The sequence below is a fragment of the Microcystis sp. M169S2 genome (genome assembly GCF_020245865.1).
GTDB lineage: Bacteria > Cyanobacteriota > Cyanobacteriia > Cyanobacteriales > Microcystaceae > Microcystis > Microcystis ichthyoblabe_A.
Genome location: NZ_JADBUB010000085.1, coordinates 1 through 23,766, shown reverse-complemented (window position 1 = coordinate 23,766; position 23,766 = coordinate 1). Strand labels below are relative to the sequence as shown.

Sequence of the window (23,766 nt, the reverse complement as noted above, 5' to 3'; positions counted from 1 at the left end):
AGGTTATTGCCCGAATGCTTCGCCCCTACAGGACGCGGGCTGATGAAGACGCAAGGTTTTGAAGCACGATTCTCTCAAAATCTTGCACCTGTTTCACGAGAAAAGCCACAAAACCCTTACCTTGCCTACATTTCACATTTATTCAGCAAGCCCTAAATATAAAAATTCCCCCTAGTTTTAGGGGGATTCGGCCATCTATTTGAACATATTACTCACGGAATTGTCCTCATGGATGCGCCATATGGCCTCACCCAGAATCGGGGCAACCGGCAAGACTTTCAGTTGCGGGAAAAAATGTTCTTGCGGCACGGGAATCGTGTTAGTAACGATCACTTCCTCGACTATGCCACTGGATAAACGCTCGATCGCCGGACCAGAAAAAACCGGATGGGTGGCACAAGCATAAACCTGTCGCGCCCCCTTGGCTTTCAGTAACTGCGCCCCTTGAGCGATCGTACCAGCCGTATCGATCATATCATCGACTAAAACCGCCGTTTTATCCTTAACATCGCCGATCAAGTTCATCACTTCCGCCACATTATGGGTTTGCCTGCGTTTATCAATAATTGCTAGGGGAGCATCACTGAGTTTTTTGGCAAAAGCCCGCGCCCTGGCCACCCCACCCACATCGGGAGAAACCACGACGATATCGGGTAATTGTTTACTGAGAAGATAGTCCACCACCACTGGGGAACCGTAAACGTGATCGAAGGGAATATCGAAATAACCTTGAATTTGGGACGAATGCAAATCCATGGCCAACACGCGACTTGCCCCCGCTTCCGTGATCAGATTAGCCACCAGTTTAGCGGCGATCGATTCCCGGCCGGCGGTTTTGCGATCGGCGCGAGCATAACCATAATAGGGAATTACGGCGGTAATTTGTCGGGCAGAAGCACGACGACAGGCATCAATCATGATCAACAATTCCATCAAATGATCGTTGACGGGATTGCAACAGGGTTGAATTAAATAGACATCACAGCCGCGGATCGATTCCTGAATCTGGATGTACAATTCACCATCGGCGAAACGTTTACGAATCATCGGCCCCACATCCATACCCAGATAACGGGCCACCTCTTGGGCGAGAGATACATTAGCGGATCCCGAAAAGAGACGCAGACGATTGCTGTCCGACGCGGCGGGAAACATCGGATGTCGCATCAAAGTAGCAGAATAGCTCACAGCAGATTCTTTACCCTCAAACTCAAGGCACTTTTTTCTATCATCTCAGTTTTGTTGAAAATCTGAGTGGATTTCTTTGTTAGATCTCAATCTTAACCAATTACCGATCATCTTCGAGCCATTGCTGCCCCTTTTAGCAGCAACGGCCATGGCAAAATTGCCGCCGGATTTTGTCAAAACCGATTAACGTTTGGCTAACTTTTTCACCGGTAATTTACGCAGACGGATCGATTTCGGGGTAATTTCTACCAACTCATCCGGTCCGATGTATTCGAGGGCGCGTTCGAGACTCATATCCACGGGGGATTGTAACTGAACCAATTCATCCCCGGTGGCGGAACGATGGTTAGTTAACTGTTTAGTTTTGCAGATATTGATCTCCACGTCTTGGGGCCGGTTACTTTCGCCGATAATCATGTTTTTATACACTTTTGTCCCAGGAGTAATAAAGAATACTCCCCGGTCCTCGGCATTTTTGAGGGCGTAGAAAGTGGCGACTCCTTCCTCAAAGGCAGTAATCACGCCATTATAACGGGTGGCCAATTCCCCGGAGAAAGGACGATATTCGAGAAAACTATGGTTCATAATCCCCTCACCGCGACTCAGACGGATAAATTCGCCCCGGAAACCGATTAAACCCCGGGCCGGAATCACGAATTCCAATTGAGTACGGCCATTGCTGCCCGTCTGCATATCCTGCATTTCCCCTTTCCGTTGGCCGAGACGTTCGATACTGGAACCCACCGCTTCTTCGGGTACATCTAAAACTAGGTATTCGTAGGGTTCACAGGGTTGACCGTTAATTTCCCGGTAGATAACTTGCGGCTGCGATACTTGGAATTCGTAGCCTTCCCGACGCATGGTTTCGATGAGAATGCCTAAATGCAGTTCTCCCCGTCCCGAAACTAGGAATTTCTCGGCAGAATCACTTTCTTCCACCCGTAGGGCGACGTTAGTTTCTAATTCTCGCATGAGACGATCGCGAATTTGCCGCGAGGTGACAAAAGTGCCTTCCTGACCGGCAAAGGGAGAATCGTTCACCGAGAAGGTCATTTGTAGGGTCGGTTCATCGACTTTAATTAGGGGTAAAGCTTGCGGGTCATCGGCTAAAGTTACCGTTTCCCCGATGTTAGCGTCGGCAAAACCAGCCACAGCGACGATATTACCGGCGCTGGCCTCGTTTAATTCCACCCGTTTGAGACCTTCAAAACCAAGAAGTTTTGTTATTTTACCCTTGACAATCGCGCCCGTATCCTTTACTAAAGCAGCCTGTTGACCGGCTTTAATTACGCCGTTATGGATGCGGCCGATAACGATGCGTCCTAAGTATTCCGAATAATCGAGGGTGGTTACTTGCAGCTGTAGGGGTTTGTTAACGTCCCCGGCCGGTGGTGGAACGTGGTGTAAAATCGCCTCAAAGAGGGGCTGCATATCTTTGTCTTCGTCTTCGAGGCTTTCTTTGGCGAATCCTTGCATCCCGGAAGCGAACAGAGTAGTAAAATCACACTGGTCGTCATCAGCACCCAGCTCCACAAACAGATCGAAAACTTTGTCCACGGCTAGGTTAGGATCCACGTTAGGGCGATCGATTTTATTAACGACGACAATTGGTCTTAATCCCTTTTCTAGGGCTTTTTTCAGCACAAAACGGGTTTGGGGCATCGGCCCCTCGTTAGCATCGACAATCAGGATACAACCGTCCACCATACCTAAAACCCGTTCCACTTCGCCACCAAAGTCGGCGTGACCGGGAGTATCGACGATGTTAATCAGGGTGTCTTGGTAACGAACGGCGGTGTTTTTGGCCAGAATGGTGATACCGCGTTCTCTTTCGAGGTCATTGGAATCCATGACGCAGGTGGGTACATCTTCCCCTTCTCGAAAGATTCCCGACTGTTTGAGGAGTGCATCGACGAGGGTGGTTTTCCCGTGGTCAACGTGAGCAATGATAGCAACGTTACGGATAGGCAGAGACATAAAATATTGAAGTAGTCTTAGGTTTATTTTTACAAGTAAACATTTCTTAAAATTCTAGCTTAGACTGACCAGCACCGTTAGCAAATCTTTATTTTTCCTTGGTTTCCCATCAGCAAGCTCTACTGATTACTGTTGACAGACCCCCCAAACCCTAAGCAAGCAACCCACCCTCACAGGAGTCGAGACGATAGAAAAGACGACTGGAGGTAGGGGGTAGGGGTAAATTGAAGCTAGAGTGAAAATCCTCTTGAACTTTGTAGGTTAAGCGGGGGGAAACTTGGCGAACAATTTGCGTCAACAGTTTATCACCGGTTTTTTGGAGAATGGGACGGGGAATCTTATAAATAAACTTGGGAAACTTAACCATAACATCCATACGCAGTTCCCAGGTGACTTGGGTGATAACCGCCGGAATTTCCCGTCCCTGTTGCCGAAACATTGCCTCAATTTCCTGATTAGGAGAAGATAGCGGCATTTCCTCTAGTTTCATAATTGCCTGATAATCCACTAGATAGCCCAAAAACGGTTGATCGGGAATGGGGACACTGCGAGTATGATAGACTCCATTGACGGGCAGATCCAGAACCACAGCGATTTTCGGCTCCAGTTCATAGCCAAAAGCTCCATATTTACCGATGGTGATAATATAACCATTGTCACCGAAGGGCAGAGTTTTCATCGGTTCGGCACAACGACAAAACCAACCTTCGTGAGCGCCCAGATAATCGGCAACCGTGTCCTGATTGCCATACATATCCATAGATCCGGCAAAATGGGTTTGAAAACCGAGAAATTGATTGTCTTCTTTGACTTCTACAGATTCGCGAGCTAGGGAGTTAATGGGGGGACACTGCATGACTTATAAACCTGGCAAATGATAGTGTTAGAAAAATTTGGGGATTAACCGCCAAAGGATCGGGGAAATTTGTAGAATTGAGATTAGTGTAACGTATTGTTAAAAACTATTTGGTCAAGAAGCGATGAAAGCATTTGTAGCAGGAGCCACAGGGGAAACGGGACGGCGAATCGTTGCCCAATTAGTCGAACGTCAGATTCCCGTGCGTGCTTTGGTGAGAAACCGCGAGAAAGCGGCGGAAATTTTGCCAGCAGGGGTGGAAATCGTCGTCGGAGATGTCCAACAGGCCGATAAGTTAGAGGCACTCATCGCTGATTGTAGCGTTTTGCTATGCGCCACGGGAGCCAGACCGAGTTTTAATCCCACGGAACCTTTGTTAGTGGACTACTTGGGAACTAAAAATCTCATCGATGCCGCCAAAAAGAAAGGAATCGAACATTTTGTTCTCGTTACTTCCCTCTGTGTGTCGAACTTTTTCCATCCCCTCAATCTCTTTTGGTTAATTTTATTCTGGAAAAAACAAGCGGAGGACTATTTAATCAATAGTGGACTAACCTACACGATTGTGCGCCCCGGCGGCCTTAAAAACGAGGATAATCTTAATGCCATTAAAATGTCATCCGCCGATACCCTATCTGAGGGCAATATTCCCCGCACGAAAGTGGCCTCGGTTTGCGTAGAATCCCTATTTTATCCCGCCGCTAACAATAAAATTCTCGAAATTGTTGCTCCCTCAGATGCTCCCAATCTCGATTGGACTCAATTGTTTCAAAGTGTCAGCTAAACAGTAATCAGTAATCAGTAATCAGTGAACAGTAATCAGTGAACTGATAACTCAAATCTGGAAACTAAAAACTCATATCTGATAACTCATATCTGATAACTGATAAGTAGGTATGCGTTAAAAATTATCAGATGCCCCCCTTATTAAGGGGGGATTAAGGGGGGATCGAACCTAAAATCCATTTTTAATTTAATTATAACCAGCTACTTAACTGATAACTGATAACTGATAACTGATAATCCGTTAACCTCTTAACCAGTCAAATAATTGACCGAGGGTGATTTGAAAATTCGTCGCAAAAGCGGGGACGGGTAAAAGAGCATTTTCTGATTCAAAAATAGCGATAGTTCGATCACTAAAATAAACAAAGATAATTTCTTCTTCTGGATCGATTAACCAACCCATTTGAGTGCCGTGATCTAGACAATAAAGAATATTTTTAACAACTTTAGTCTGATTTTGATCTGGAGAGAGAATTTCAATTAACCAGTCAGGAGCGATCGCAAAATTATTTAATACTTTTCCCTCGCCATCGCGGGGAATATTTTCCCAGAGAAAAACTGAAACATCAGGAACTAGAGAACGACTGCCAAAAGTACAACGCAATTCAGGATAAGCACGGGCAATTCGTTGGGGTTTTAGACTAGCGTTAATAGCTGGAACTAAATCACCTTGAATGGTGCTATGTTTACCTTGTGGCATGGGTTTAGGAATAATTTGACCGTCAATAAATTCCTTGGCGGGTTTAGTTTCTGGTAATTGTAGAAATTCCCTTAGTGTCAGGGAATTATTAACAGTTATAACCATAAAAATTTTTTATTTATCGCTATGATCCTTAATCTTATCGCAATTTCTCCAAGCAGAGAAGATCAAAAACAGTTATATAGGGCTGGCTGAATAAATCTAAAAACCTTGTTGGGTAAGACTTTTAGACCTTTTGTCAATCAAAAAGTACTGGATCTGGGAGTGATCGGGGGGAAATTTAGGCACTTTTTCCCTGAAAATTAGGTAATTGGCCACCTCAAAACTGGTAAAACCCCACACCCCACACCCCACACCCCACACCCTGCCCCCAGGAAAAACTTTTTCAGCAAACCCTATATAAAAATGTCCGTCACATCGCTGGGACAGGGTTGGGTTTGGTGGTAGTGCAGAAATGCGTGGAACTACACGGCAGCTCGATCAAAATTGCTAGTATCTCCTGTAATGGAACCACTGTCACGATTCTATTACCAAAAGTGGCCTGAAAAAAAATCGGAGCGAGAATCATTCTCAATGGGGGGAAAACTTCCGGGGAAGAAATTAGGAAACACCACCCAGACGGGCATATTCTAAAATTGACTGGCTAAGAGCATCGCGATCATCGCGGCTGAGATAATAATTCCGGCCGCCGATATCATTGAGAAATCGCAATAGGGCAAGACAAGCGGACTCTAGATCCGCTCTGCGTCGGGCAGCCGCTAAAGCTTGTTCGCAGGTGGCATAAACTAGGCAATCGCTAATTCCTTCGCTGCCATCCACTCGCCAACATTGAAAAGAATAACCCTGCATTTCTAGGATCAATTCAATCTGCCAACCGTGATAGTCAAATCGCGTGTAAATCATGTCAAGCAGCCCCGTTTAGGAGAGGAAAGTCACAGGTTTGACCGATCTGATTGTCTAGAAGTCCTGCACCTGTCTAACTTTCTAATTTAACGGGTGATTATGGAAACCCTCTGCAAACTTCGTGCAGATTTCGTGCAGAAATGATTTTGTCCACTGTCTAAAGGCAGATATTACTTTAAACGATAACCAAGACCGTGAACGGTTTCAATAAAGTCTTCTGGCGCACCGAGGGATTTTAGCTTGTGACGAAGACCGCGAATATGGGAAGTAACGGTTTCCTCGGCCGGAGAATCGTCCAAAGACCAAACTCGCTCAATAATACCCGATCGACTTAAGACCCGGCGCCCATGGGTAACAAGTAATTCTAAGAGAGCGAATTCCTTGGGGGTGAGGGAAAGAAATTGACCGTTATAACTGGCCTCGTGGGTACTGGGATTTAACTGCAAACCCCCCCAAGATAATAAAACACTGCTGGTGCTGCTGCCGCGTCGGATCAAGGCCCGAATCCGCGCCATTAATTCGCCCAAATCGAAGGGTTTAGTGACATAATCATCGGCCCCTGCGTCTAATCCGTCGATTTTATCGATTACCGTATCCCTTGCGGTTAATAATAGGACGGGAACGGTGGCATTAGCAGAAACGGGATGATGGGATTCCGCTCGTCGCAGACGTTGACAGAGTAAAGTTCCGCTTAATTTGGGCAGGGTGACATCGAGAACTAAAAGGTCATATTTGCCTAATTCTAGCCAATTCCAGCCTTCTTCTCCGTCTCTAGCCACATCGACAACGTATTGTCGCTCGCTCAATGCCTCTCGCAAAATCTCGGCTAGTTGCATATCATCTTCTACTACTAAAATTCGCATGGTCTAGACTTGACACTCCCGCCGTCAAGCTGACGCTGTGACGGGGGATTCTTGATTCACAGAAACCCGCTTTTCGGTACAAGTACCAACGAGTCTTACAGTTTCTCCCCAAGCTTGAAATTCCGACTGTCCATCGGTATTTGTTGACAGTATTCTCATACCTTCTTCCCTTACATTCTTAGCGGCGTTTTCATCTCTATCGTGCTGCGTCTTACATTCTGGACAAATCCATTCACGAATACTGAGAGTCAATAAATCATTTTTAAATCCACAGCAAGAACAGAGTTTTGTACTCGGATAAAACCTGTCAACTTCTACAAGTTTTCCTCCCTCTCTTTTTAGCTTGTAGTCCAAGAAATTAAGCAACATACCAAAACCAGCGTCATGTATTGATTTAGCTAATTTAGTCCTTGCTAACCCTTTAATATTCAGATTCTCGGCTACAACGATTTGGTTTTCATCGCATAACTTTCTGGAGAATTTATGAAGAAAATCCTGTCTAGTATTTGCTATCTTTTCGTGAACCTTGGCTACCTCCTTAATGGCTTTTTGGCGATTATTAGACCCCTTGGCTTTACGAGACAATGCTTGTTGTCTCCGCTTTAAACGTTTAGCATATTTTCTGGTAGGTTTGATTGGGTCAATCTTGTAGGTTGTTTCACCATCAAAAACCGTAACTAAAGAAGATAAACCTAGGTCTATCCCTGATATTTTTAGTTTTTCAATGGTTGTTGAGTCATCCATCTCAAACAAGATGGCAGCAAAATATTTATCTGTACTGGTTTTAGAAACAGTTACGGATTTAATCTTACCATTTATTACTTGAGAAATCTTAGCTTTTACAACCCCTAATTTAGGTAGCTTAATTCCCTTATTTCTAATTGAACAACTTTCAGGATAACGGATTGATTGTTTTTTGTGCTTACTTTTAAATTTAGGGAATTTTGTTCTTTTTGAGAAGAAGTTCTTAAAAGCAGATTCTAAGTTTTTCAATGATTGCTGCAAGGTAGCGGCAGTAGCCTCAGCTAACCATTCAAAATCCAGTTGTTTCTTGAGTTGGGTAAGGTCTTTTGCCATGTCACAGTAGGTCATTCCTTTACCAGTCTCTAGGTACTGATTGTTAGTTTTATTTAAGTAGTAATTCCAAACAAAACGGACGCAACCAAAGTTTTTAGCTAAGGCTAGTTCCTGTTTTTTGTTTGGGTATATTCTCACTTTTAAAACATTTAACATCAGCCTGACCCCATCTGTGCTATCTTTTCAGTATAACACTTACCGCTTAAATATGTCAAGCTCATACATACCTTGAGAATCAAGCCTTTCCTTATTAGGAAACGCTGTCGCGTTAGTTTAGATTCTGGGGGCAATTCATCTCCCGTTAATTTCTGGTATATTTTTAATTAAGGAGAAATTTAACGGGAGTCCTCTTGCTCCATTTAGATAGAGTAAGCTGGAAATAGCTTCGGTTTGCTGCTGATGAATTGGCTCAAACAAGGAAAATGGATCGCGGGGGGTTTCGGGCTAACTGTTTTACTGATGGGAACTATTAGCCTAGTTTCCTATCGCAATACCCTCGCTCTGCGTCAGCGCGCTGCTGAGGTGGAAGTTACCTACGAGATCATCGATAATCTCGCTAATCTTTACGCTAACATGGCGGTGGCCGAATCGGGAAGACGGGGTTATATCAAAACTGGCAGCCCCAGTGAATTGGGCCGTCATCGTCGGGCGATCGCTTTGATGCAATCTAACTGGCAACTCTTGGCTAAACAATTAGAAAACGGCACGGATTTCGAGCGGGAAATGGTGACTCAGATCGGGGATTTAATGTATCGGCGAATTGCTCTATTTAATCAATCGATCGCCACCTATAAATCCGATCGATCCGATGATCTTTTGCAAGATACAATCACGGTTAAAAGTGTCGATATCCGGGATAAGTTTCAAAATCTTCTTACCTATTTACAAGCTAGTCAGAAAAGGAATTTAAGAAGTAGCATCGCTAGTTCTAGGGATAGTATTAGCGAAAATTCTCTGTTGGGTTTACTGGGAACTTTTACTAGCTTTGGGATTATTTGCGGAGTTTATTTTTTAGTTTTTTGGCAAGAGAAACGGCGACAAAAAAGTGATGAAATTCACCGGTTATTACTACAGGAAAAAGAACTTTCTGATCTAAAAATTCAGCTTTTTTCCATGATATCCCATGAGTTCCGAACCCCTTTAACCGTTATTTTTTCTGCCTCGCAGTTATTAGAAAATGGCTTAAAAGATGCAGAGCAGTCGAGTAGAAAAAACCTATATAGAATCCAGTCTTCTGTCAAGCTAATGAATCAATTCTTAACAGATATTTTAATTTTAACAAGGGCAGAATCTGGGAATCTAATTTGTCAACTAGAGCCGCTCGATATTGAAGCTTTTTGTTTAAATTTAGTCGAGGATTTTCAATTTATTAATAAAAATAATACCCCGATTAAATTTGTCAGTCAGGGATTGATGATCCGTCCTTATCTAGACGAGAAACTGCTCTACTCGATTTTAAGTAATTTACTCTTAAATGCGATTAAATATTCCCCCACAGGAGCAGGGATTAGTTTGATGTTGTGGCAAGATAGCGATCGCATTGTTTTTCAAGTCCGGGATCACGGGATCGGCATTGCCGACGAAGACAGAGGTAAGATCTATGAACCCTTTTATCGGGGTCAGAATGTGGAAAATATTATCGGCACGGGATTGGGGTTAGCAGTGGTTAAAAAATGCGTCGAACTCCACCGTGGCGAAATCGCCCTAGATAGCCAAGTGGGTGAGGGAACAAGCTTTACCGTCAAACTGCCCATTTCACCCTAGTTCCAGCTTGAGCGGCCCTAAAGATTACAAAATTTAACTTTCTTTCTTCCGAAATGGGACGAAAGCAATGGAGAATTTTTATCTTCTAGATTGATCGATCGCAAAGTCCAATCTCGATCGACCCTGAAACCGTCACCAGTGCCTTATCGCGGCCGGAATTAGTCCAAAATCAACTCACTTCGGGTTAATGGCATCTAAGTTTTAGGCAAAAATAGGGCTTTTACCGCCCAAAAAGCCTATATTTGGGCTATTTATCCGCCAGTTGACCCCTGATTTTTGCAGCCGGTTGACTCCCATGAAGAACTGGTCACGGTTTCCTGATAGGATAAGGTGACTTGGGATTAACTTATGGTGTTGAAAATATGTCTCTAAAACCTTACATTTCTCGCTTATTAGCTTTGGTTCTCGTCCTTGTCATCGGATTGATGGGTTGTTCTAGTAGTTCAGGGTTAACGGGCAATTATGGACAGGATACCCTGACGGTGATTGAAACTTTAACCACAGCCCTTGATGTGGTCAAAGATGACCCGAATAAAGCGGCAGTTGAGTCGCAAGCAAAGGAACAAATCAACGATTACATCTCCCTCTACCGACGAGATAAAAAATCCGGGGGTTTGCGTTCTTTCACTACAATGCAAACAGCCTTAAACTCTCTGGCAGGTTATTATACCGCCTACGGTTCCCGTCCCATCCCCGACAAACTCAAACAACGTTTAAAACAAGAATTTAAACAGGTGCAATTCTCTCTCCAGAAAGGAATTTAGATACAGATTAGGGGTTGGGTGTTAGGGTTTTGGGGGGTTAAGGTTTTGGGGTATTAGTTGAAATCCCCCCATCTCCCCACACCCCACACCCCACACCCCACACCCCACACCCCACACCCCACTCCTGTAAAAATCAGGCCAAATCTGGTTAGACTAGAAATACAAAGCGTATTATAAAAAACTACAAAATTGATTCAAGACGAAACCCTAGAATTATTGGAATGGCCGCGGCTATGTCAACACCTAGCTACTTTTGCAGCGACTAAACTAGGTGCGATCGCGATTCGTCAATTGCCCTTACCAGAAAGCAAAGAGGAAAGTTTAAACCTACTCTGCCAAACCAAAGAAGTTTATAGTTTAGAACAAAAATTAGATAGTCGTCTTTCCTTTGATGGGATTACCGACATCGGTGATGCCCTAGAAAGGGCGCATCTGGGGGGTTTATTATCGGGACAGGAACTTTTAAATATTGCCACGACTTTAGCGGGAGTGCGACGTTTACGGCGTTTAATTGACGAACAGGAAGATATACCAGTTTTAAAGGAGTTAGTAGCCGAAATTCGCACCTATCCAGAGATAGAACAGGAAATACACCGTTGTATCGATGAAGATGGCCGCATATCCGATCGCGCTAGTCCCCAATTACGCGAAATTCGGGGACAAATGAAGGTGATTAGAGAGCGAATTTACCGAAAATTGCAGGATATCATGCAAAAACAGGGCGGTGCTATCCAAGAAGCAGTCATTACCCAAAGAAGCGAACGCTGGGTGATTCCCGTCAAAGCAGCGCAAAAAGAGCAAATACCGGGGATAATTCACGATACTTCCAGCACAGGGGCGACTTTTTACATTGAACCTCACTCTATCGTTGACCAAGGCAATCAACTGCGGCAATATCGTCGTCTGGAACAAATCGAAGAAGAAAAAATCCTGCGGCAGTTAAGTAATACAATCGCCGAAGCCTTTGAGGACTTAGAATATTTACTAGCGATCGCTACTAGGCTCGATCTGGCCACCGCTAGGGCCCGTTACAGTTTATGGCTAGAGGGTAATCCCCCCCACTTTATCGATGGTTCGGAAACGATTACTTTGCGGAATTTGCGCCATCCTTTGCTCTGGTGGCAAAAACACCACGAACAGGGGGGGGAGGTCGTACCGATAAATGTGCAGATTAGCCCAGAAATTCGCGTTGTTGCTATCACCGGACCAAATACCGGCGGAAAAACCGTTACTTTAAAAACTCTCGGATTAGCGGCTTTAATGGCGAAAGCGGGCTTGTTTATTCCAGCGCGGGAACCGGTAGAGATACCCTGGTTCGATCAGGTTTTAGCCGATATCGGGGATGAACAGTCTTTACAACAGAGTTTATCGACTTTTTCGGGTCACATTCGCCGGATTGTCCGCATTTTAGCGGCTTTAAATTCTCGTTCCTTGGTTTTACTCGATGAGGTGGGAGCAGGTACGGATCCGGCCGAGGGAAGTCCTTTAGCGATCGCTATTTTACAATACCTCGCTGATCATAGTTTACTGACGGTGGCTACCACCCACTACGGGGAATTAAAAGCATTAAAGTATCGAGATTCTCGCTTTGAAAATGCCTCGGTAGAGTTTGATGATCGCACTCTTTCCCCCACTTATCGACTATTATGGGGCATTCCGGGCCGTTCTAATGCTTTAACTATTGCCCAGCGTTTGGGATTAAGTGCCGAAATTGTGGCCGAAGCGAGAAATCATCTGGGGGGGTTATCGGAGGAGATAAATCAAGTAATTGCTGGTTTGGAAGCGCAAAGACGGGAACAGGAGTCAAAAGCTCAAGAAGCTAGTCAATTACTGCAACAAACGGAGAAATTTTATACAGAGGTGTCCACGCGGGCTAATTCTCTACAGGAGAGAGAGCGAGAATTAAAGCGTTATCAGGAGCAGGAGATACAAAAGGCTTTATTATCGGCAAAAGCAGAGATTAATGATGTTATTCGTCGATTGCAAGCGGGAACAAAAACCGGTAGGGATGCTCAAAAAGCCACAGAGGAGTTAACTGCGATCGCAGAAAGGTTATTACCAAAAACGGAAAAAACTAAGGTTAATTATCGTCCGCAAGTGGGGGAAAGGGTACGCTTGCCTAATTTGGGACAAACTGCCGAAGTTTTAGCAATTTCACCAGAATCAGAGGAGATTTCCCTGCGTTTCGGTATGATGAAGATGACCCTACCCTTAGACCAGATTGAGTCTTTGGATGGTCAAAAAGTGGAAACTGCGCCAAAACCTGCCAAAAATTTGCCCCAAACTCCCACAAAACCCCAGGAGACTCCTTTAATTCGTACTTCTAATAATACCGTCGATATTCGCGGTTCCAGGGTGGCAGAGTCAGAAACGGATATCGAACAGGCGATCGTCAGGGCTACCCCATCGGGTATATTATGGATTATTCACGGTAAAGGTACGGGGAAATTGCGTCAAGGTGTTCACGATTTTTTATCCCGTCATCCCCAGGTAAAACGCTTTCAATTAGCACCCCAAAATGAGGGCGGTTCAGGGGTAACTATCGCTTATTTAACTTAGGGTTTGCTGAATAGGTTTTTTGTCGGGTTAGGAACCAGGAGACAGTATTCAGGAGTCAGGAGATAGGAGTCGGTCGTCAGACTAAATCCAGTTATTAAAAACTGATTATCTATTCCCTCTTTTGCCTTTTACCTCTTGCCTTTTGCCTGTCCTCATAAGTATCCTATACTCAACGGATTTAGTATCAGTCGTGATGCCAAACTTGGCACCGCCAAACATGAAAATATTCTGATCCTAAATCCGGTTATTAAAAACTGATTATTTATTCCCCCTTTTGCATGAGTGCCTCTCCTGATATGTAGCCTATACTCAACGGATTTAGTATTACTGCCGATTTTATTACTCAATCCAAGCTTTTGGGGGGTTCTACTCCCCAACCCCCCCGCGCATTAGTTTTTTAGCCTTGATTATGGCGTTGTGTTTGTTAGTGTACAACCTAGGGCAACGTCCACTGAGACTAGCTCTAGAAGAGCAAGAGGAAACGGTGCCGAATCAATTGGGAAAGCCGACTCAGCGTCCGACATTGCCTTGGATTTTTCAATGTTTGAGGGGGATTCATTGGGTTGTACTGAACAATTGTCCCCAAATTATCAATCTAACCCATGAGCGAGAGAGGCTTTTAGGCTTTTTGGGAGCTACTACTTGCCAGTATTATCTGTTGTCATGAGAGTTTTTCTTATTTTCTTTGTCCTTGTTTTTTAGTACGGAATGTGGGGTTAAAGCTATGCGTTCTTATTTAGAGTACATCAATCACCTAGGCCGTTTACAAAAAAAATCGGCTCATCGTCCTCTGCAAGCAGGTTTCACGATTACAGAAGTTTTACTGGCAAGTTTGATGATGGTGATTGTCATCTCGGTGGCGGGAATTGGCGTAACTAACCTGCTCAGAAGCAACTATCAAGCTAATGCTGGTACTGAAATCCAAAATAATCTTAATCGTACTCTAGAGTTTGTTTCAGATGAAGTGAGACGAGCAAGAATTATCGCTGATTCTGAAACTGCGATCACGAGTACTCAAGTACCCACAGGAGCGCGAGCAGTTCTTGCTTTCCAAATTCCCGACCCCAACAATCCCGGTCAGGCTCCGCTCAATGAACAGATCGTTTACTATACCAAAGGCCCTGAAAATAGCTTAACCGGTCCGCGAGTCTTGTGGCGCTACGGTCCAGACTTGGACGCTAACGGCAACTATAATATTAATTCTTGGCAACATTCCCCCGTCACCGATAGGTTAGCAGCACCAGCACCGGCTCCTGATGATATCTGTCCCGAGGGTTTTAACCTAATCGCCGTCAATCCTAACCCTGTTGTGGACGGTTTTTTTACCTGTATTCGCGCGGGTGGTGGTCAAGTGATTTTGAATGCCAACGCTGAGGTAGAGATGACTACTGTGACTAATGGAAATAGGGATAAAGTTAAATACTCTGTCAGCACCAGAGTTTCTCCTAGAGCTACCGATTAAGTATTTTTCCTCGTACCCCCCCAGAGAGTACCAACCCATGAAGTTATTCAAGGCTCCGATCGTTCCTGGTAATGAGGTTAAATAAAGAAGGAGGATCCTGGGCTAAAAAATCTAACTTAAACAGCGAATTGCCTCCAATAAACCCCTCGCTTTGTTGAGGGTTTCTTCATACTCCTTCTCCGGCTCAGAATCGGCTACTAACCCCGCTCCCGCTTGCACAGAAACCAGATAATTTTGATTACCTTGGGGACGAACAATCATAGTGCGGATTGTGATGGCACTATTTAACTGTCCCTCGAAATCGTAGTAACCATAAACCCCTGAATAGGGACCGCGACGACAGGGTTCTAATTCATGAATAATTTCCATAGCGCGAATTTTCGGGGCCCCACTGACAGTTCCCGCCGGAAAACAGGCTTTTAATAAATCCCAAGCACTTTTATTGGTGGCTAAATCCCCCACCACATTACTAACAATGTGCATAACGTGGGAATAACGTTCAATTATCATTAATTCATCCACTTTGACCGTACCTCGATCGCACACTCGACCTAGATCATTTCTCCCCAAATCCACTAACATAATATGCTCGGCAATTTCTTTGGGATCTTGCAGTAAATCCGTTGCTAAAGCTTGATCTTCACTGAAGTTTTGTCCCCGGCGACGGGTGCCAGCAATTGGTCTGACAGTGGCTCTTATTTTACCTAATTCGTCCCGTTCTGCCTTAACCATCACTTCAGGACTAGAGCCAATAATTTGCCAATCCTTAAAGTTATAAAAAGCCATGTAGGGAGAAGGATTAATCAGACGCAAGGAACGATATAAATCGAAGGGATGGCCATGATAATTGGCATTTAAACGCTGGGAAATAACCACCTGAAAAATATCCCCAGCTTTGATGTAATCCTTAGCTTTTAGGACATTTTGACAGAATTTTTCCTGAGTTGTATTGCTTTCATAGACTAATTCTTTTCCCTGACCAACCGGTAATAATTCCAGAGTTTTGGCATTACTTGGTAGGGGTAATCGTAGCTTTAGAACTAACTGTGTCACTCGATCGCAGGCCGCTTGATAAGCAGCCGCTAAATCGGGATTGTTACCCCGGATATCCGCATAAGCGATCACCCAGATTTTCCGTTTAACTTGATCGAAAATAATTAGATTATCCACCTGCATCCAAATACCATCCGGTAGATCGGCATCGGTAGCTGGATAAATAGGCACTCGCGGTTCAATCCAATTAATTAATTCATAACCCCAAAAACCAAATAAACCCCCTATTCCAGCGGGTAATTGTGGCAATTTAACCGGCACAATCGGGGCTAAACATTGGGTTAAAATCTCGAAAGGATCCCCCGAAAAAATCTCTTGAGAACCATTGCGAAAAGTTTGGGTGGTGGTGTTTCCCCGTGCTTCTAATACCCAGACGGGATCGCCTCCTAAAAAGCTGTAGCGTCCCAAGGTTTCGCCCCCTTCCACCGACTCTAATAAAAAATTATAGGCTTGATCGGCACAAACTTTATACCAGGCCGAAACGGGTGTTTCTAGGTCAGCGATCCATTCTTGATAGACAGGAATAAAGTTACCTTGGCCAGCCAGTTGACGAAAGCGATCGAAGTCGGGGAAGATCATATTTTGATGGTTCAGGAAACGGAAGGAATTATGAATTATGAATTATAAATTATGAATTATGAAGGAGTGGGGGAGTGGGGGAATGGGGGAATGGGGAAGTGGGGAAGTGGGGAAGTTGTCTCATCACCCTAACACCCTAACACCCTAACACCCCCCGCAACGGCTCGACTGAGCGTCGCCGAACGTCGCGCACGCAGTGACCACCCCGACTCCTGACGACCGGCTACTGACTCCTAACTCCTAACCCCAGGAAAAACTTTTTGCCGCAAACCCTAACTAGCAATTGATTGCGATCATAGAAATCGAGAGTCGGAAGTTAAATCTTGGGGCTAAATAGCTTCTAAATCTAACTCCCCACTCTCGATTTTAGGGTTTATTTATGCTTCGTAGGGAGTGACACCAGAGAACTTAATTGTCGCTGGTTCCGGGTTTTTGCCGATATTGCGGTCTTTTTTGCCGAAAAATTCACGACCAGCGTTAACTTTTTCGGGGAAGACACCATCAGCGGGGTGGAGATACTGCACTTCACCACTGGGGTAAATCCGATAGATTTTGTAATCTTCGATTTTGGGCTTAAATTTCGTCCGGAATTGGGTACCAAGAGCGAGCGCGTGTTCTTTGCGGGCCAAATAGAGGAGATTTTCGCCTTCGTTCATGATAGCGGCGCCACCGGTGGGCATTTCAAAGACTTGTTCTTTGCTGCTTGTCCAGGTGATGGCGTACTTTTCTTCCAGATCGGCTTTGGCGAGTAAACCGCCCGTGCTGCCACCGAACTTAGGAGCTTTTCCAGAAAGTTCTGTCATAGGATTTTGTTCTCTCTACACAAATAAAGAAAAGGGGTTTTAGGGAATCCTATCACTGACACCCCCCCTCTCTAGTAGTCTTGTCAAGAACTGTAACATTATTTTGTACTAGACTATAGAACTAGGATTTACCGAAAAAGTTTTTCCTCGCGGCAGGGTGTGGGGTGTGGGGTGTGGGGTGTGGGGAGAATAAATGAAACTGTCTCCTGTCTCCTGACTCCTGCCTCCTAACTCCTGACGACCGGCTCCTAACGACCGGCTCCTGACTCCTGACTCCTAACCCCACCAACAAACTTTTTGCCGCAAACCCTATTTAGGGTTTGCTGAATAAATCTAAAAACCTTCTTGTATAAGACTTTTAGACTTTTTCCCCATCAAAAAGTGCCAGACCTTGGGGTGATCGGGGGGGGGGAAATTTAGGCACTTTTTCCCTGAAAATTAGGTAATTGACCAGATGAAAATCGGTAAAACCCTACACCCCACACCCCACACCCCACACCCCACACCCCACACCCCACCAACAAACTTTTTGCCGCAAACCCTAAATAGAACTAAGCGGCCAGGCGCTCGGCCACCACTTTAATCGATCGCCCGTCGGGAAATTTGCCAACTTAAAAAAATTACCGGAATTAATCCCACTAGGACAATGGCCAGGGCTGGTGCCGCCGCTTCCACCAAACGTTCATCGCTGGCGTATTGATAAACGCGCACCGCTAGGGTATCAAAATTAAAAGGTCTTAACACCAAAGTAGCCGGTAATTCCTTCATCACATCGACAAAAACTAACATGGCTGCCGTCAATAATCCCCCCGACAAAAGAGGAATATGCACTTTGATTAAAGTGGCGCCGGTGCCATAGCCAAGGCTGCGGGAAGCATCATCTAAACTAGGTTTAATTTTACTTAAACTCGATTCTAATGTGGAAAAAGCTACGGCTAAAAACCGGACAATATAGGCAAAAATTAGACAGAAAATCGTGCCGCTCAGAATTAAATTGATATTTAATACTTGGTTGAAAAAGTTATCTAATTTGCCGAGAGGAATTAAAACCCCCACTGCGATAACAATGCCGGGGATAGCATAACCAGCGGCCGCAATCCGCACAGACCCTTTAAGAGTTTTATTCGGATTAAGTCTTTCCCCGTAGGCGAGAATTAAAGCTAAAACTACCGCAATAATTGCGCTTAAACTAGCCAGAAAAAAACTGTTTCCCGATAGACTAAAAAAGTCATTATTAAAAGTTTCTTGGGCATGGTTAAAGGCTAGATAAGCTAGATAAAAAGCAGGGGCAATAAACCCCAGAAATACTGGCACAAAACAGGAGAACATTGCCAAAAAACTCCGAATAAATCCCAGTTTGTACTTAGTCGGTGACTGGAAACGATTGGTCATTTCATAGTAACGAGCTTGACGACGGGAGGATTGTTCAAGGAAAACTAAAACGAGGATAAATACCATTAAAACTGTGGATAACTGCCCCGCCGCTATGCGATCGCCCATGCCGAACCAAGTATTATAAATCCCCGTGGTAAAAGCATTAATTCCGAAATACTGCACCGTACCAAAATCGTTCAGAGTTTCCATTAAAGCTAGGGCTAATCCCGCCATAATTGCCGGTCTTGTTAGGGGTAAAGCGACAGTAAAAAAACTGCGCCAAGGATTACATCCCAGGGAGCGACTTGCCTCCACTGTGCAGACAGATTGTTCTAAAAAACCGACCCTTGCTAACAGATAAACGTAGGGATAAAGCACCAGTATTAACATCAGAATCCCCCCCCAAAGAGAACGGATATTAGGAAACCAATAATCTTCGACACTATTCCAACCGAAAACACTTCTTAAGAAGGTCTGCACCGGACCAAAATAGTCCATCATATTGGTATAAGTATAGGCCAAGAGATAGGCAGGAGCGGCAAGGGGTAGTAATAATAACCATTGAAATTGTTGACGACTGGGAAATTGACACATCGTTGTTAACCAAGCGGTGCCAACACCGATGATTAAAACACCGCTACCCACCCCGCTCATTAACCAAAAAGAATTAACTAGATAATCCCAGAGAACAGTTTCGAGCAGATGTTGCCAGACTTGACTGGAATTAGTTAATAAACTACTGGCCACCGATAAAATTGGCAGGGAAACAAGCAGGGCAATTAGTAAAACTGCAATTGTCCATCCCTGTCTAAAAAAAGAGCGAGATTCTTTCAGCAAAAACATTTTTAATAAGATTGTTAAAGCAATTTTTAGAGAACTAGGAGATGCTCTAAAGCAGGCCTAGGTCAATGGCTCCTAAAAGTTAGGATTTCTGTAACAGATTGCGGTAGTCAAACACGCGAATGAGTGTCCCTTTTTTCGGTAAATCGGCGGCACGAATCCGTAATTTATTGTCCCCGATTAAACGGATATTTTTATCTTTGACTAACTTGAGAAACTCATCTACAGAGACCAATTCACAGGCATTTTTATCGGCGGCACTGGTGAAGTATTGCGTCGGGACAGCTATTCGCGGCTGTAAAACTTCGATCGCCTGTTTTGCTTCTTGGGGATTATAATTTTTTGGACCACCTCCCACGGGAATAAAAGCTAAATCCGGGGAACCTAGGAGAATTCTTTGTTCTAATTCGATTGGGGCCGCTGCCCCTCCTAAATGGACAATACTAATCCCTGCTTGGGTCCAACGCCAGGCCACATTCATGCCGAAACGTTGCCCACCCATGCGATCGTGGGCAATACTAATGCCCTGGAATTTTAATTTACCCAGATCATAGGCCCCCGGCTCAAACAAAATTTTCGGATTACCAGGTAAACCCTCGGCCGCCCCTTCATCCCAGAGTTGACTACTAATTAAAACGACATCTGCTTCTACTTTTGGCAAAGGAAAACCCGCCGTACAACCGATCGCCCGGAAGGGATTAACGAGGACTCTTTGACCTCCTCCGGTGAATAAAAAGCAACTATGACCCAACCATTGAACTAAGAGGGAATTATCGGGTTTTTGGGGGGAAGTGGGGTTAGTGGGTTTCGGTTTAGTTTCCGCTAAAACTGAGCTTACTGTCACGGTTAAGAAACTTGTCCCCGCCGATAAGATAAAATCTCGCCTTTTCATAAATGTAGATGCAGAATTAATCAAGTTAGGGTTAATTTCAGGGGTTGGGGATTAGTAAACACTAGAGGGATCGGAGAAAGTTTCTTAAAAGTTCCTTGCCGGCAGTGGTTAAAATACTTTCGGGATGGAATTGTACTCCTTGAATGTGGGGGTAATCCCGATGACGGACTCCCATGACCGTACCATCTTCGACCCAGGCCGTGATCTCTAAATTATCTGGCATGGTGGAGCGATCGATCACTAAACTATGGTAACGGGTGGCAGTAAAAGGATTTTCTAAGCCTTGAAATACCCCTTCACTGTTGTGATAGATTGGGGAAGTTTTGCCGTGCATCAAGACCGGGGCCGAGACCACATCCCCTCCGAATACCTGACCGATACTTTGATGACCGAGACAGACCCCCAAAATCGGCAAATGGGGGCCAAATTTGGCGATTAATTCCAGAGATATGCCCGCATCGACTGGACGACCAGGACCGGGGGAAATGACAATCCCATCCGGCCGCATTTGTTCGATCGTGGCCAGATCGATTTTATCATTACGATAGACCTCGATCGGCACAGCGATCGGAAACTCAGTCGCTAATTCTCCCAAATACTGGACTAAATTGTAGGTAAAACTATCATAGTTATCGATGACGATTATCAAGAGTCCCTCTCCTTTCTCTAGCCTCGCTCAGTATTTTTATTCTACATCCCGGCTGTCTCGATCGAGACAGCAGCGCCAGAGGAGGTAAGCTATTTTTGAGCAGTCAGCTAGAATCTGTCCGGAATTGCTAATTAGGGTTGGCTGAATAAATCTAAAAACCTTGTTGGATAAGGTTTTTAGATTTTTTTTCCCTCAAAAAGTGCCGACCATTGGAGTGATTGGGGGGAAAATTCAGGGACTTTTTCCCTAAAAATTAGGTAATTGACTCCCTGAAAATGGGTAAAACCCTACACCCCACACCCCACACCCCACACCCTGCCCCCAGGAAAAACTTTTTGCCGCAAACCCTAATCACAGCCTAAACTATCTCTGGTGGCCACTCCCGTGACCGGATTAATCCCATCGGCCCGTTCACACATTAACTTGACCTGATAGTTATCAATGACCGCGTTAGTGAAATCGGCCCCGGTAATAATTGTGTCATAAAAACGGCTGCGAGTAGCGATCGCATCGGTAAAAATAGTATTAGTTAAATCGGCAAAATCGAGGGTAACTCTATCTACCAAAGAGGCAGTTAAATCAGCCCCTTTTAAGTTAGCTTTTAAGAGGACAGCCTCGGTGAGAATGCTATAGGATAAATCGGCCCCTTCTAGGTTAACTCCCCGCATCGCGGCAGCTGCGAAAACTCCTCCGCGCAAATCCTGATGGGAAAAATCCCGATCTTGCAGCTGGGCAAAACTATAGTTAATCGTTTTATCTTGGGCCAAGGCCACCGGACGGGACGCGAAAAGTAGCCACAGAATTGCCAGCAAAATAATTAAAACCAGACTGAAAAAATTTTTCAACATTGTTACTGTTGAGCGTCGAGAAACTGGGCCACATCATCACCCACCCGAATAGTTAGGTCTGAGTCTAAAGCACCAGTGGAGGATGATTCTACTTTACCGATTCCCAATTGATTTTTCAAGAGGTTAGCGGACTGAACATCACCTTTTTGGGCAATAATTGCCGTGGTTTCTAGCTTTTGGGAGGAGTCATCGCTAATATAAACATTTGTGTAGCCCCGTTTGGCTAGATAATTACGAGTACGACGGGCTAAACCTTTGGTATGGGTGGCATTTTGAATGGCAATCCGCAGATTATAAACGGAGGTTTCTCCCCCCGCGTAGTTATCGGTAAAATTATTAGCCACAATGGTTCTAATTTCGCGACGGTTCAAAATCCAATAACTGCGACCATCGTATTCTTCGAGGCTATTAAACCGGCCGGGGAGTAGGATCATTCTTAGGTCATCCTGTTTAATTTCCCGGCCAAAATTAGCGATAGCCAGCATTTCCTCGACGCTTAAGTTCGTATCGATATATTGTTGTAAAACCTGTACTGCTTTCGGGAGACTGGGGAGAATTGTCGGACTAAAAATCTTTTGTTGGAGTGCTTTTAATAAAATTTGTTGTCTTTGTACGCGACCAATATCGCCGTATTGCGGGTTACGAAAACGGGCAAATTGTTCTGCTTGGTCGCCGTTGAGATTTTGCCAACCCTCTTGTAAATCAATTTCTAATTTTTGGGTGACATCTTTATGATACATTCGTTCGGGTACATAAACTTCTACACCCCCGACTAAATCGACTAATTCCTTAAAGGCATCGGTAGTCACCCGCACATAGCGATCAACGGTGACACCCCCTAAAGTATTATTGACCACTGCTGCCGCTAGAGTTGGTCCACCGTGAACATTGGCATCGTTGATTTTAGTGAAACCGTGGCCGGGGATTCTGACACGGCTATCGCGAGGGATAGACAGCATTCTCACGGTTTTATCGCTAGGATCGAAGCGCACTAGGAGCATGGTATCGCTGCGACCTTTAAATACATCGTCGCTGTTTTTGGCATCTAAAACTCGATCGATGCCCATAACTAAAATATTAACAGGACGAGAAAGCTGCTGATTGATTAAGCTATTCCAAGCTTGATCCTCAAGGATGTCTGTTTGGGTGGGAAAAGATGTTTTTTGGAAGATAGCCCCAATTGGTGCGGGTAAGGGACTAATTAAAGCGACGGCAGCCCCAACAGTGGCGGAAACTAGGGCGGTAAAACTGAGGGTTATTCCCCAAAATAAGCCCTTTTGCAGGGGAGATGCTTTTTTTAAACCGGACATGACTGAACTGACCACCGTGACGGTATTTTCTGAGTTTTGGCTGTATTCTTGCTTTTCAAACCGCCCGGAAACATTGGCCATAGACTAACCTCAACATCTGATTAAAAGCTTACTCTAGGAGGTGACTGCTGATCCCTAGAATCTATCTCTAGCCCAAAAGTTCCAGATATTGGCTACCCCCCTCTCGCCGGCTATTGTAACATATTGTTAAGGAACTGGCTATCATAGACCTGTGGTAAAAATCAAAATTTGTCTTGGTTGGTTAGGAGTCGGTCGTCAGTAGTCAGTAGTCAGTAGTCAGGAGAATTAAGAATGAATAATGAGCAATTAAATGGTCTATTTAGAGATTTTATGCCATTTAATCCTTATTTTTGCCGTTTTTGGCTCTTCTGGTTTTCGTGTGTTAATTTTTGTTATGAATTAAAGCAAGCAAACAGCTTAAGTCGAAGATGTTGAAAATTGGTAAATCCATAACTCATTCTTTTAATAAGCTTTATTTTGGTATTCATTCCCTCAATT

At 44.5% G+C, this 23,766-nt stretch carries 23 protein-coding genes; 7 read left to right on the top strand and 16 right to left on the bottom strand.

Annotated elements, in window-relative coordinates:
• Positions 1 to 195: 195 nt before the first annotated feature.
• The 3 genes from IM485_RS08860 to IM485_RS08850 form a co-directional block, all read right to left on the bottom strand.
• Positions 196 to 1,167, bottom strand: coding sequence for a ribose-phosphate pyrophosphokinase (locus IM485_RS08860; protein WP_172456653.1), 972 nt, complete (start codon positions 1,165 to 1,167; stop codon positions 196 to 198).
• A 204-nt stretch (positions 1,168 to 1,371) separates the two neighbouring features.
• Positions 1,372 to 3,165: a translational GTPase TypA gene (gene typA / locus IM485_RS08855; protein WP_158199051.1), complete on the bottom strand. Its 1,794-nt coding sequence runs from the start codon at positions 3,163 to 3,165 to the stop codon at positions 1,372 to 1,374.
• Between the two features lie 151 nt (positions 3,166 to 3,316).
• A complete protein-coding gene (locus IM485_RS08850; protein ID WP_104396648.1) occupies positions 3,317 to 4,021 on the bottom strand; it encodes a DUF1997 domain-containing protein in 705 nt (234 codons plus the stop codon).
• A 124-nt stretch (positions 4,022 to 4,145) separates the two neighbouring features.
• Here IM485_RS08850 and IM485_RS08845 point away from each other — a divergent pair, with 124 nt between their 5' ends.
• Positions 4,146 to 4,805, top strand: coding sequence for an SDR family oxidoreductase (locus IM485_RS08845; protein WP_052277101.1), 660 nt, complete (start codon positions 4,146 to 4,148; stop codon positions 4,803 to 4,805).
• A gap of 243 nt (positions 4,806 to 5,048) precedes the next feature.
• Here the strand turns inward: IM485_RS08845 and IM485_RS08840 are convergent, their stop codons facing one another.
• Complete coding sequence (locus tag IM485_RS08840; protein ID WP_287742505.1) at positions 5,049 to 5,612, bottom strand: Uma2 family endonuclease; 564 nt, start codon at positions 5,610 to 5,612, stop codon at positions 5,049 to 5,051.
• 326 nt (positions 5,613 to 5,938) lie between these two features.
• Between IM485_RS08840 and IM485_RS08835 the strand changes: the two genes are divergently transcribed.
• Positions 5,939 to 6,052: a hypothetical protein gene (locus IM485_RS08835; RefSeq protein WP_311131225.1), complete on the top strand. Its 114-nt coding sequence runs from the start codon at positions 5,939 to 5,941 to the stop codon at positions 6,050 to 6,052.
• A gap of 55 nt (positions 6,053 to 6,107) precedes the next feature.
• Here the strand turns inward: IM485_RS08835 and IM485_RS08830 are convergent, their stop codons facing one another.
• The 3 genes from IM485_RS08830 to IM485_RS08820 form a co-directional block, all read right to left on the bottom strand.
• Positions 6,108 to 6,410, bottom strand: a complete 303-nt coding sequence (locus tag IM485_RS08830; RefSeq protein ID WP_287742501.1) for a hypothetical protein — start codon at positions 6,408 to 6,410, stop codon at positions 6,108 to 6,110.
• A gap of 170 nt (positions 6,411 to 6,580) precedes the next feature.
• On the bottom strand, positions 6,581 to 7,273 hold the full coding sequence (locus tag IM485_RS08825) for a response regulator transcription factor (protein ID WP_002801205.1): 693 nt from the start codon (positions 7,271 to 7,273) through the stop codon (positions 6,581 to 6,583).
• Positions 7,274 to 7,297: 24 nt separating this feature from the next.
• Positions 7,298 to 8,506 carry an RNA-guided endonuclease InsQ/TnpB family protein gene (locus IM485_RS08820; protein WP_287742499.1) on the bottom strand — a complete coding sequence of 403 codons (1,209 nt, stop codon included), beginning with the start codon at positions 8,504 to 8,506 and terminating at the stop codon, positions 7,298 to 7,300.
• Between the two features lie 243 nt (positions 8,507 to 8,749).
• On the opposite strand from IM485_RS08820, the gene IM485_RS08815 reads away from it, so the two are divergent.
• The 4 genes from IM485_RS08815 (at position 8,750) to IM485_RS08800 (ending at position 14,899) form a co-directional block, all read left to right on the top strand.
• Complete coding sequence (locus IM485_RS08815; RefSeq protein ID WP_287742497.1) at positions 8,750 to 10,114, top strand: sensor histidine kinase; 1,365 nt, start codon at positions 8,750 to 8,752, stop codon at positions 10,112 to 10,114.
• Positions 10,115 to 10,476: 362 nt separating this feature from the next.
• A complete protein-coding gene (gene psb27 / locus IM485_RS08810; protein ID WP_104396655.1) occupies positions 10,477 to 10,878 on the top strand; it encodes a photosystem II protein Psb27 in 402 nt (133 codons plus the stop codon).
• A gap of 189 nt (positions 10,879 to 11,067) precedes the next feature.
• Positions 11,068 to 13,437 (top strand): endonuclease MutS2, encoded by a 2,370-nt coding sequence (locus tag IM485_RS08805; RefSeq protein ID WP_287742495.1) that lies wholly within the window; start codon positions 11,068 to 11,070, stop codon positions 13,435 to 13,437.
• Between the two features lie 724 nt (positions 13,438 to 14,161).
• Positions 14,162 to 14,899 carry a PulJ/GspJ family protein gene (locus IM485_RS08800; RefSeq protein ID WP_104396658.1) on the top strand — a complete coding sequence of 246 codons (738 nt, stop codon included), beginning with the start codon at positions 14,162 to 14,164 and terminating at the stop codon, positions 14,897 to 14,899.
• A 111-nt stretch (positions 14,900 to 15,010) separates the two neighbouring features.
• Here the strand turns inward: IM485_RS08800 and trpE are convergent, their stop codons facing one another.
• The 3 genes from trpE to IM485_RS08785 all read right to left on the bottom strand — a co-directional run bounded on the left by trpE (position 15,011) and on the right by IM485_RS08785 (position 17,623).
• Positions 15,011 to 16,531 carry an anthranilate synthase component I gene (trpE, locus tag IM485_RS08795; protein ID WP_104396659.1) on the bottom strand — a complete coding sequence of 507 codons (1,521 nt, stop codon included), beginning with the start codon at positions 16,529 to 16,531 and terminating at the stop codon, positions 15,011 to 15,013.
• 377 nt (positions 16,532 to 16,908) lie between these two features.
• Positions 16,909 to 17,334, bottom strand: a complete 426-nt coding sequence (locus tag IM485_RS08790; protein ID WP_002740397.1) for a photosystem I reaction center subunit II PsaD — start codon at positions 17,332 to 17,334, stop codon at positions 16,909 to 16,911.
• Positions 17,335 to 17,455: 121 nt separating this feature from the next.
• Entirely contained in the window at positions 17,456 to 17,623 is a 168-nt protein-coding gene (locus IM485_RS08785; RefSeq protein WP_287742507.1) for a hypothetical protein, read from the bottom strand.
• A gap of 165 nt (positions 17,624 to 17,788) precedes the next feature.
• Between IM485_RS08785 and IM485_RS08780 the strand changes: the two genes are divergently transcribed.
• Complete coding sequence (locus IM485_RS08780; protein WP_287742491.1) at positions 17,789 to 17,917, top strand: hypothetical protein; 129 nt, start codon at positions 17,789 to 17,791, stop codon at positions 17,915 to 17,917.
• On the opposite strand, the gene IM485_RS08775 is transcribed toward IM485_RS08780, so the two are convergent.
• The 6 genes from IM485_RS08775 to IM485_RS08750 form a co-directional block, all read right to left on the bottom strand.
• Positions 17,914 to 19,551 (bottom strand): ABC transporter permease, encoded by a 1,638-nt coding sequence (locus IM485_RS08775; protein ID WP_287742490.1) that lies wholly within the window; start codon positions 19,549 to 19,551, stop codon positions 17,914 to 17,916. The genes IM485_RS08780 and IM485_RS08775 overlap by 4 nt on opposite strands.
• A gap of 79 nt (positions 19,552 to 19,630) precedes the next feature.
• Entirely contained in the window at positions 19,631 to 20,440 is an 810-nt protein-coding gene (locus tag IM485_RS08770; protein ID WP_287742488.1) for an MBL fold metallo-hydrolase, read from the bottom strand.
• A 61-nt stretch (positions 20,441 to 20,501) separates the two neighbouring features.
• Positions 20,502 to 21,089, bottom strand: coding sequence for an anthranilate synthase component II (locus IM485_RS08765; protein WP_287742486.1), 588 nt, complete (start codon positions 21,087 to 21,089; stop codon positions 20,502 to 20,504).
• 347 nt (positions 21,090 to 21,436) lie between these two features.
• Entirely contained in the window at positions 21,437 to 21,937 is a 501-nt protein-coding gene (locus tag IM485_RS08760) for a pentapeptide repeat-containing protein (protein ID WP_104396662.1), read from the bottom strand.
• 2 nt (positions 21,938 to 21,939) lie between these two features.
• On the bottom strand, positions 21,940 to 23,328 hold the full coding sequence (locus IM485_RS08755; protein WP_104396663.1) for an LCP family protein: 1,389 nt from the start codon (positions 23,326 to 23,328) through the stop codon (positions 21,940 to 21,942).
• Between the two features lie 332 nt (positions 23,329 to 23,660).
• On the bottom strand, positions 23,661 to 23,766 hold a 106-nt coding region (locus IM485_RS08750), incomplete at its 5' end, for a transposase (protein ID WP_287638279.1).

What these genes read in the sequence shown, in the direction of transcription:
- IM485_RS08820 (WP_287742499.1), bottom strand. Translation starts at nt 8,506, where the DNA reads ATGTTAAATGTTTTAAAAGTGAGAATATACCCAAACAAAAAACAGGAA.
- IM485_RS08830 (WP_287742501.1), bottom strand. Translation starts at nt 6,410, where the DNA reads ATGATTTACACGCGATTTGACTATCACGGTTGGCAGATTGAATTGATC.
- IM485_RS08800 (WP_104396658.1), top strand. Translation starts at nt 14,162, where the DNA reads ATGCGTTCTTATTTAGAGTACATCAATCACCTAGGCCGTTTACAAAAA.
- IM485_RS08840 (WP_287742505.1), bottom strand. Translation starts at nt 5,612, where the DNA reads ATGGTTATAACTGTTAATAATTCCCTGACACTAAGGGAATTTCTACAA.
- IM485_RS08845 (WP_052277101.1), top strand. Translation starts at nt 4,146, where the DNA reads ATGAAAGCATTTGTAGCAGGAGCCACAGGGGAAACGGGACGGCGAATC.
- IM485_RS08815 (WP_287742497.1), top strand. Translation starts at nt 8,750, where the DNA reads ATGAATTGGCTCAAACAAGGAAAATGGATCGCGGGGGGTTTCGGGCTA.
- IM485_RS08825 (WP_002801205.1), bottom strand. Translation starts at nt 7,273, where the DNA reads ATGCGAATTTTAGTAGTAGAAGATGATATGCAACTAGCCGAGATTTTG.
- IM485_RS08760 (WP_104396662.1), bottom strand. Translation starts at nt 21,937, where the DNA reads ATGTTGAAAAATTTTTTCAGTCTGGTTTTAATTATTTTGCTGGCAATT.
- IM485_RS08850 (WP_104396648.1), bottom strand. Translation starts at nt 4,021, where the DNA reads ATGCAGTGTCCCCCCATTAACTCCCTAGCTCGCGAATCTGTAGAAGTC.
- IM485_RS08755 (WP_104396663.1), bottom strand. Translation starts at nt 23,328, where the DNA reads ATGGCCAATGTTTCCGGGCGGTTTGAAAAGCAAGAATACAGCCAAAAC.
- IM485_RS08780 (WP_287742491.1), top strand. Translation starts at nt 17,789, where the DNA reads ATGAAAATCGGTAAAACCCTACACCCCACACCCCACACCCCACACCCC.
- IM485_RS08775 (WP_287742490.1), bottom strand. Translation starts at nt 19,551, where the DNA reads ATGTTTTTGCTGAAAGAATCTCGCTCTTTTTTTAGACAGGGATGGACA.
- IM485_RS08770 (WP_287742488.1), bottom strand. Translation starts at nt 20,440, where the DNA reads ATGAAAAGGCGAGATTTTATCTTATCGGCGGGGACAAGTTTCTTAACC.
- typA (WP_158199051.1), bottom strand. Translation starts at nt 3,165, where the DNA reads ATGTCTCTGCCTATCCGTAACGTTGCTATCATTGCTCACGTTGACCAC.
- psb27 (WP_104396655.1), top strand. Translation starts at nt 10,477, where the DNA reads ATGTCTCTAAAACCTTACATTTCTCGCTTATTAGCTTTGGTTCTCGTC.
- IM485_RS08790 (WP_002740397.1), bottom strand. Translation starts at nt 17,334, where the DNA reads ATGACAGAACTTTCTGGAAAAGCTCCTAAGTTCGGTGGCAGCACGGGC.
- trpE (WP_104396659.1), bottom strand. Translation starts at nt 16,531, where the DNA reads ATGATCTTCCCCGACTTCGATCGCTTTCGTCAACTGGCTGGCCAAGGT.
- IM485_RS08860 (WP_172456653.1), bottom strand. Translation starts at nt 1,167, where the DNA reads ATGCGACATCCGATGTTTCCCGCCGCGTCGGACAGCAATCGTCTGCGT.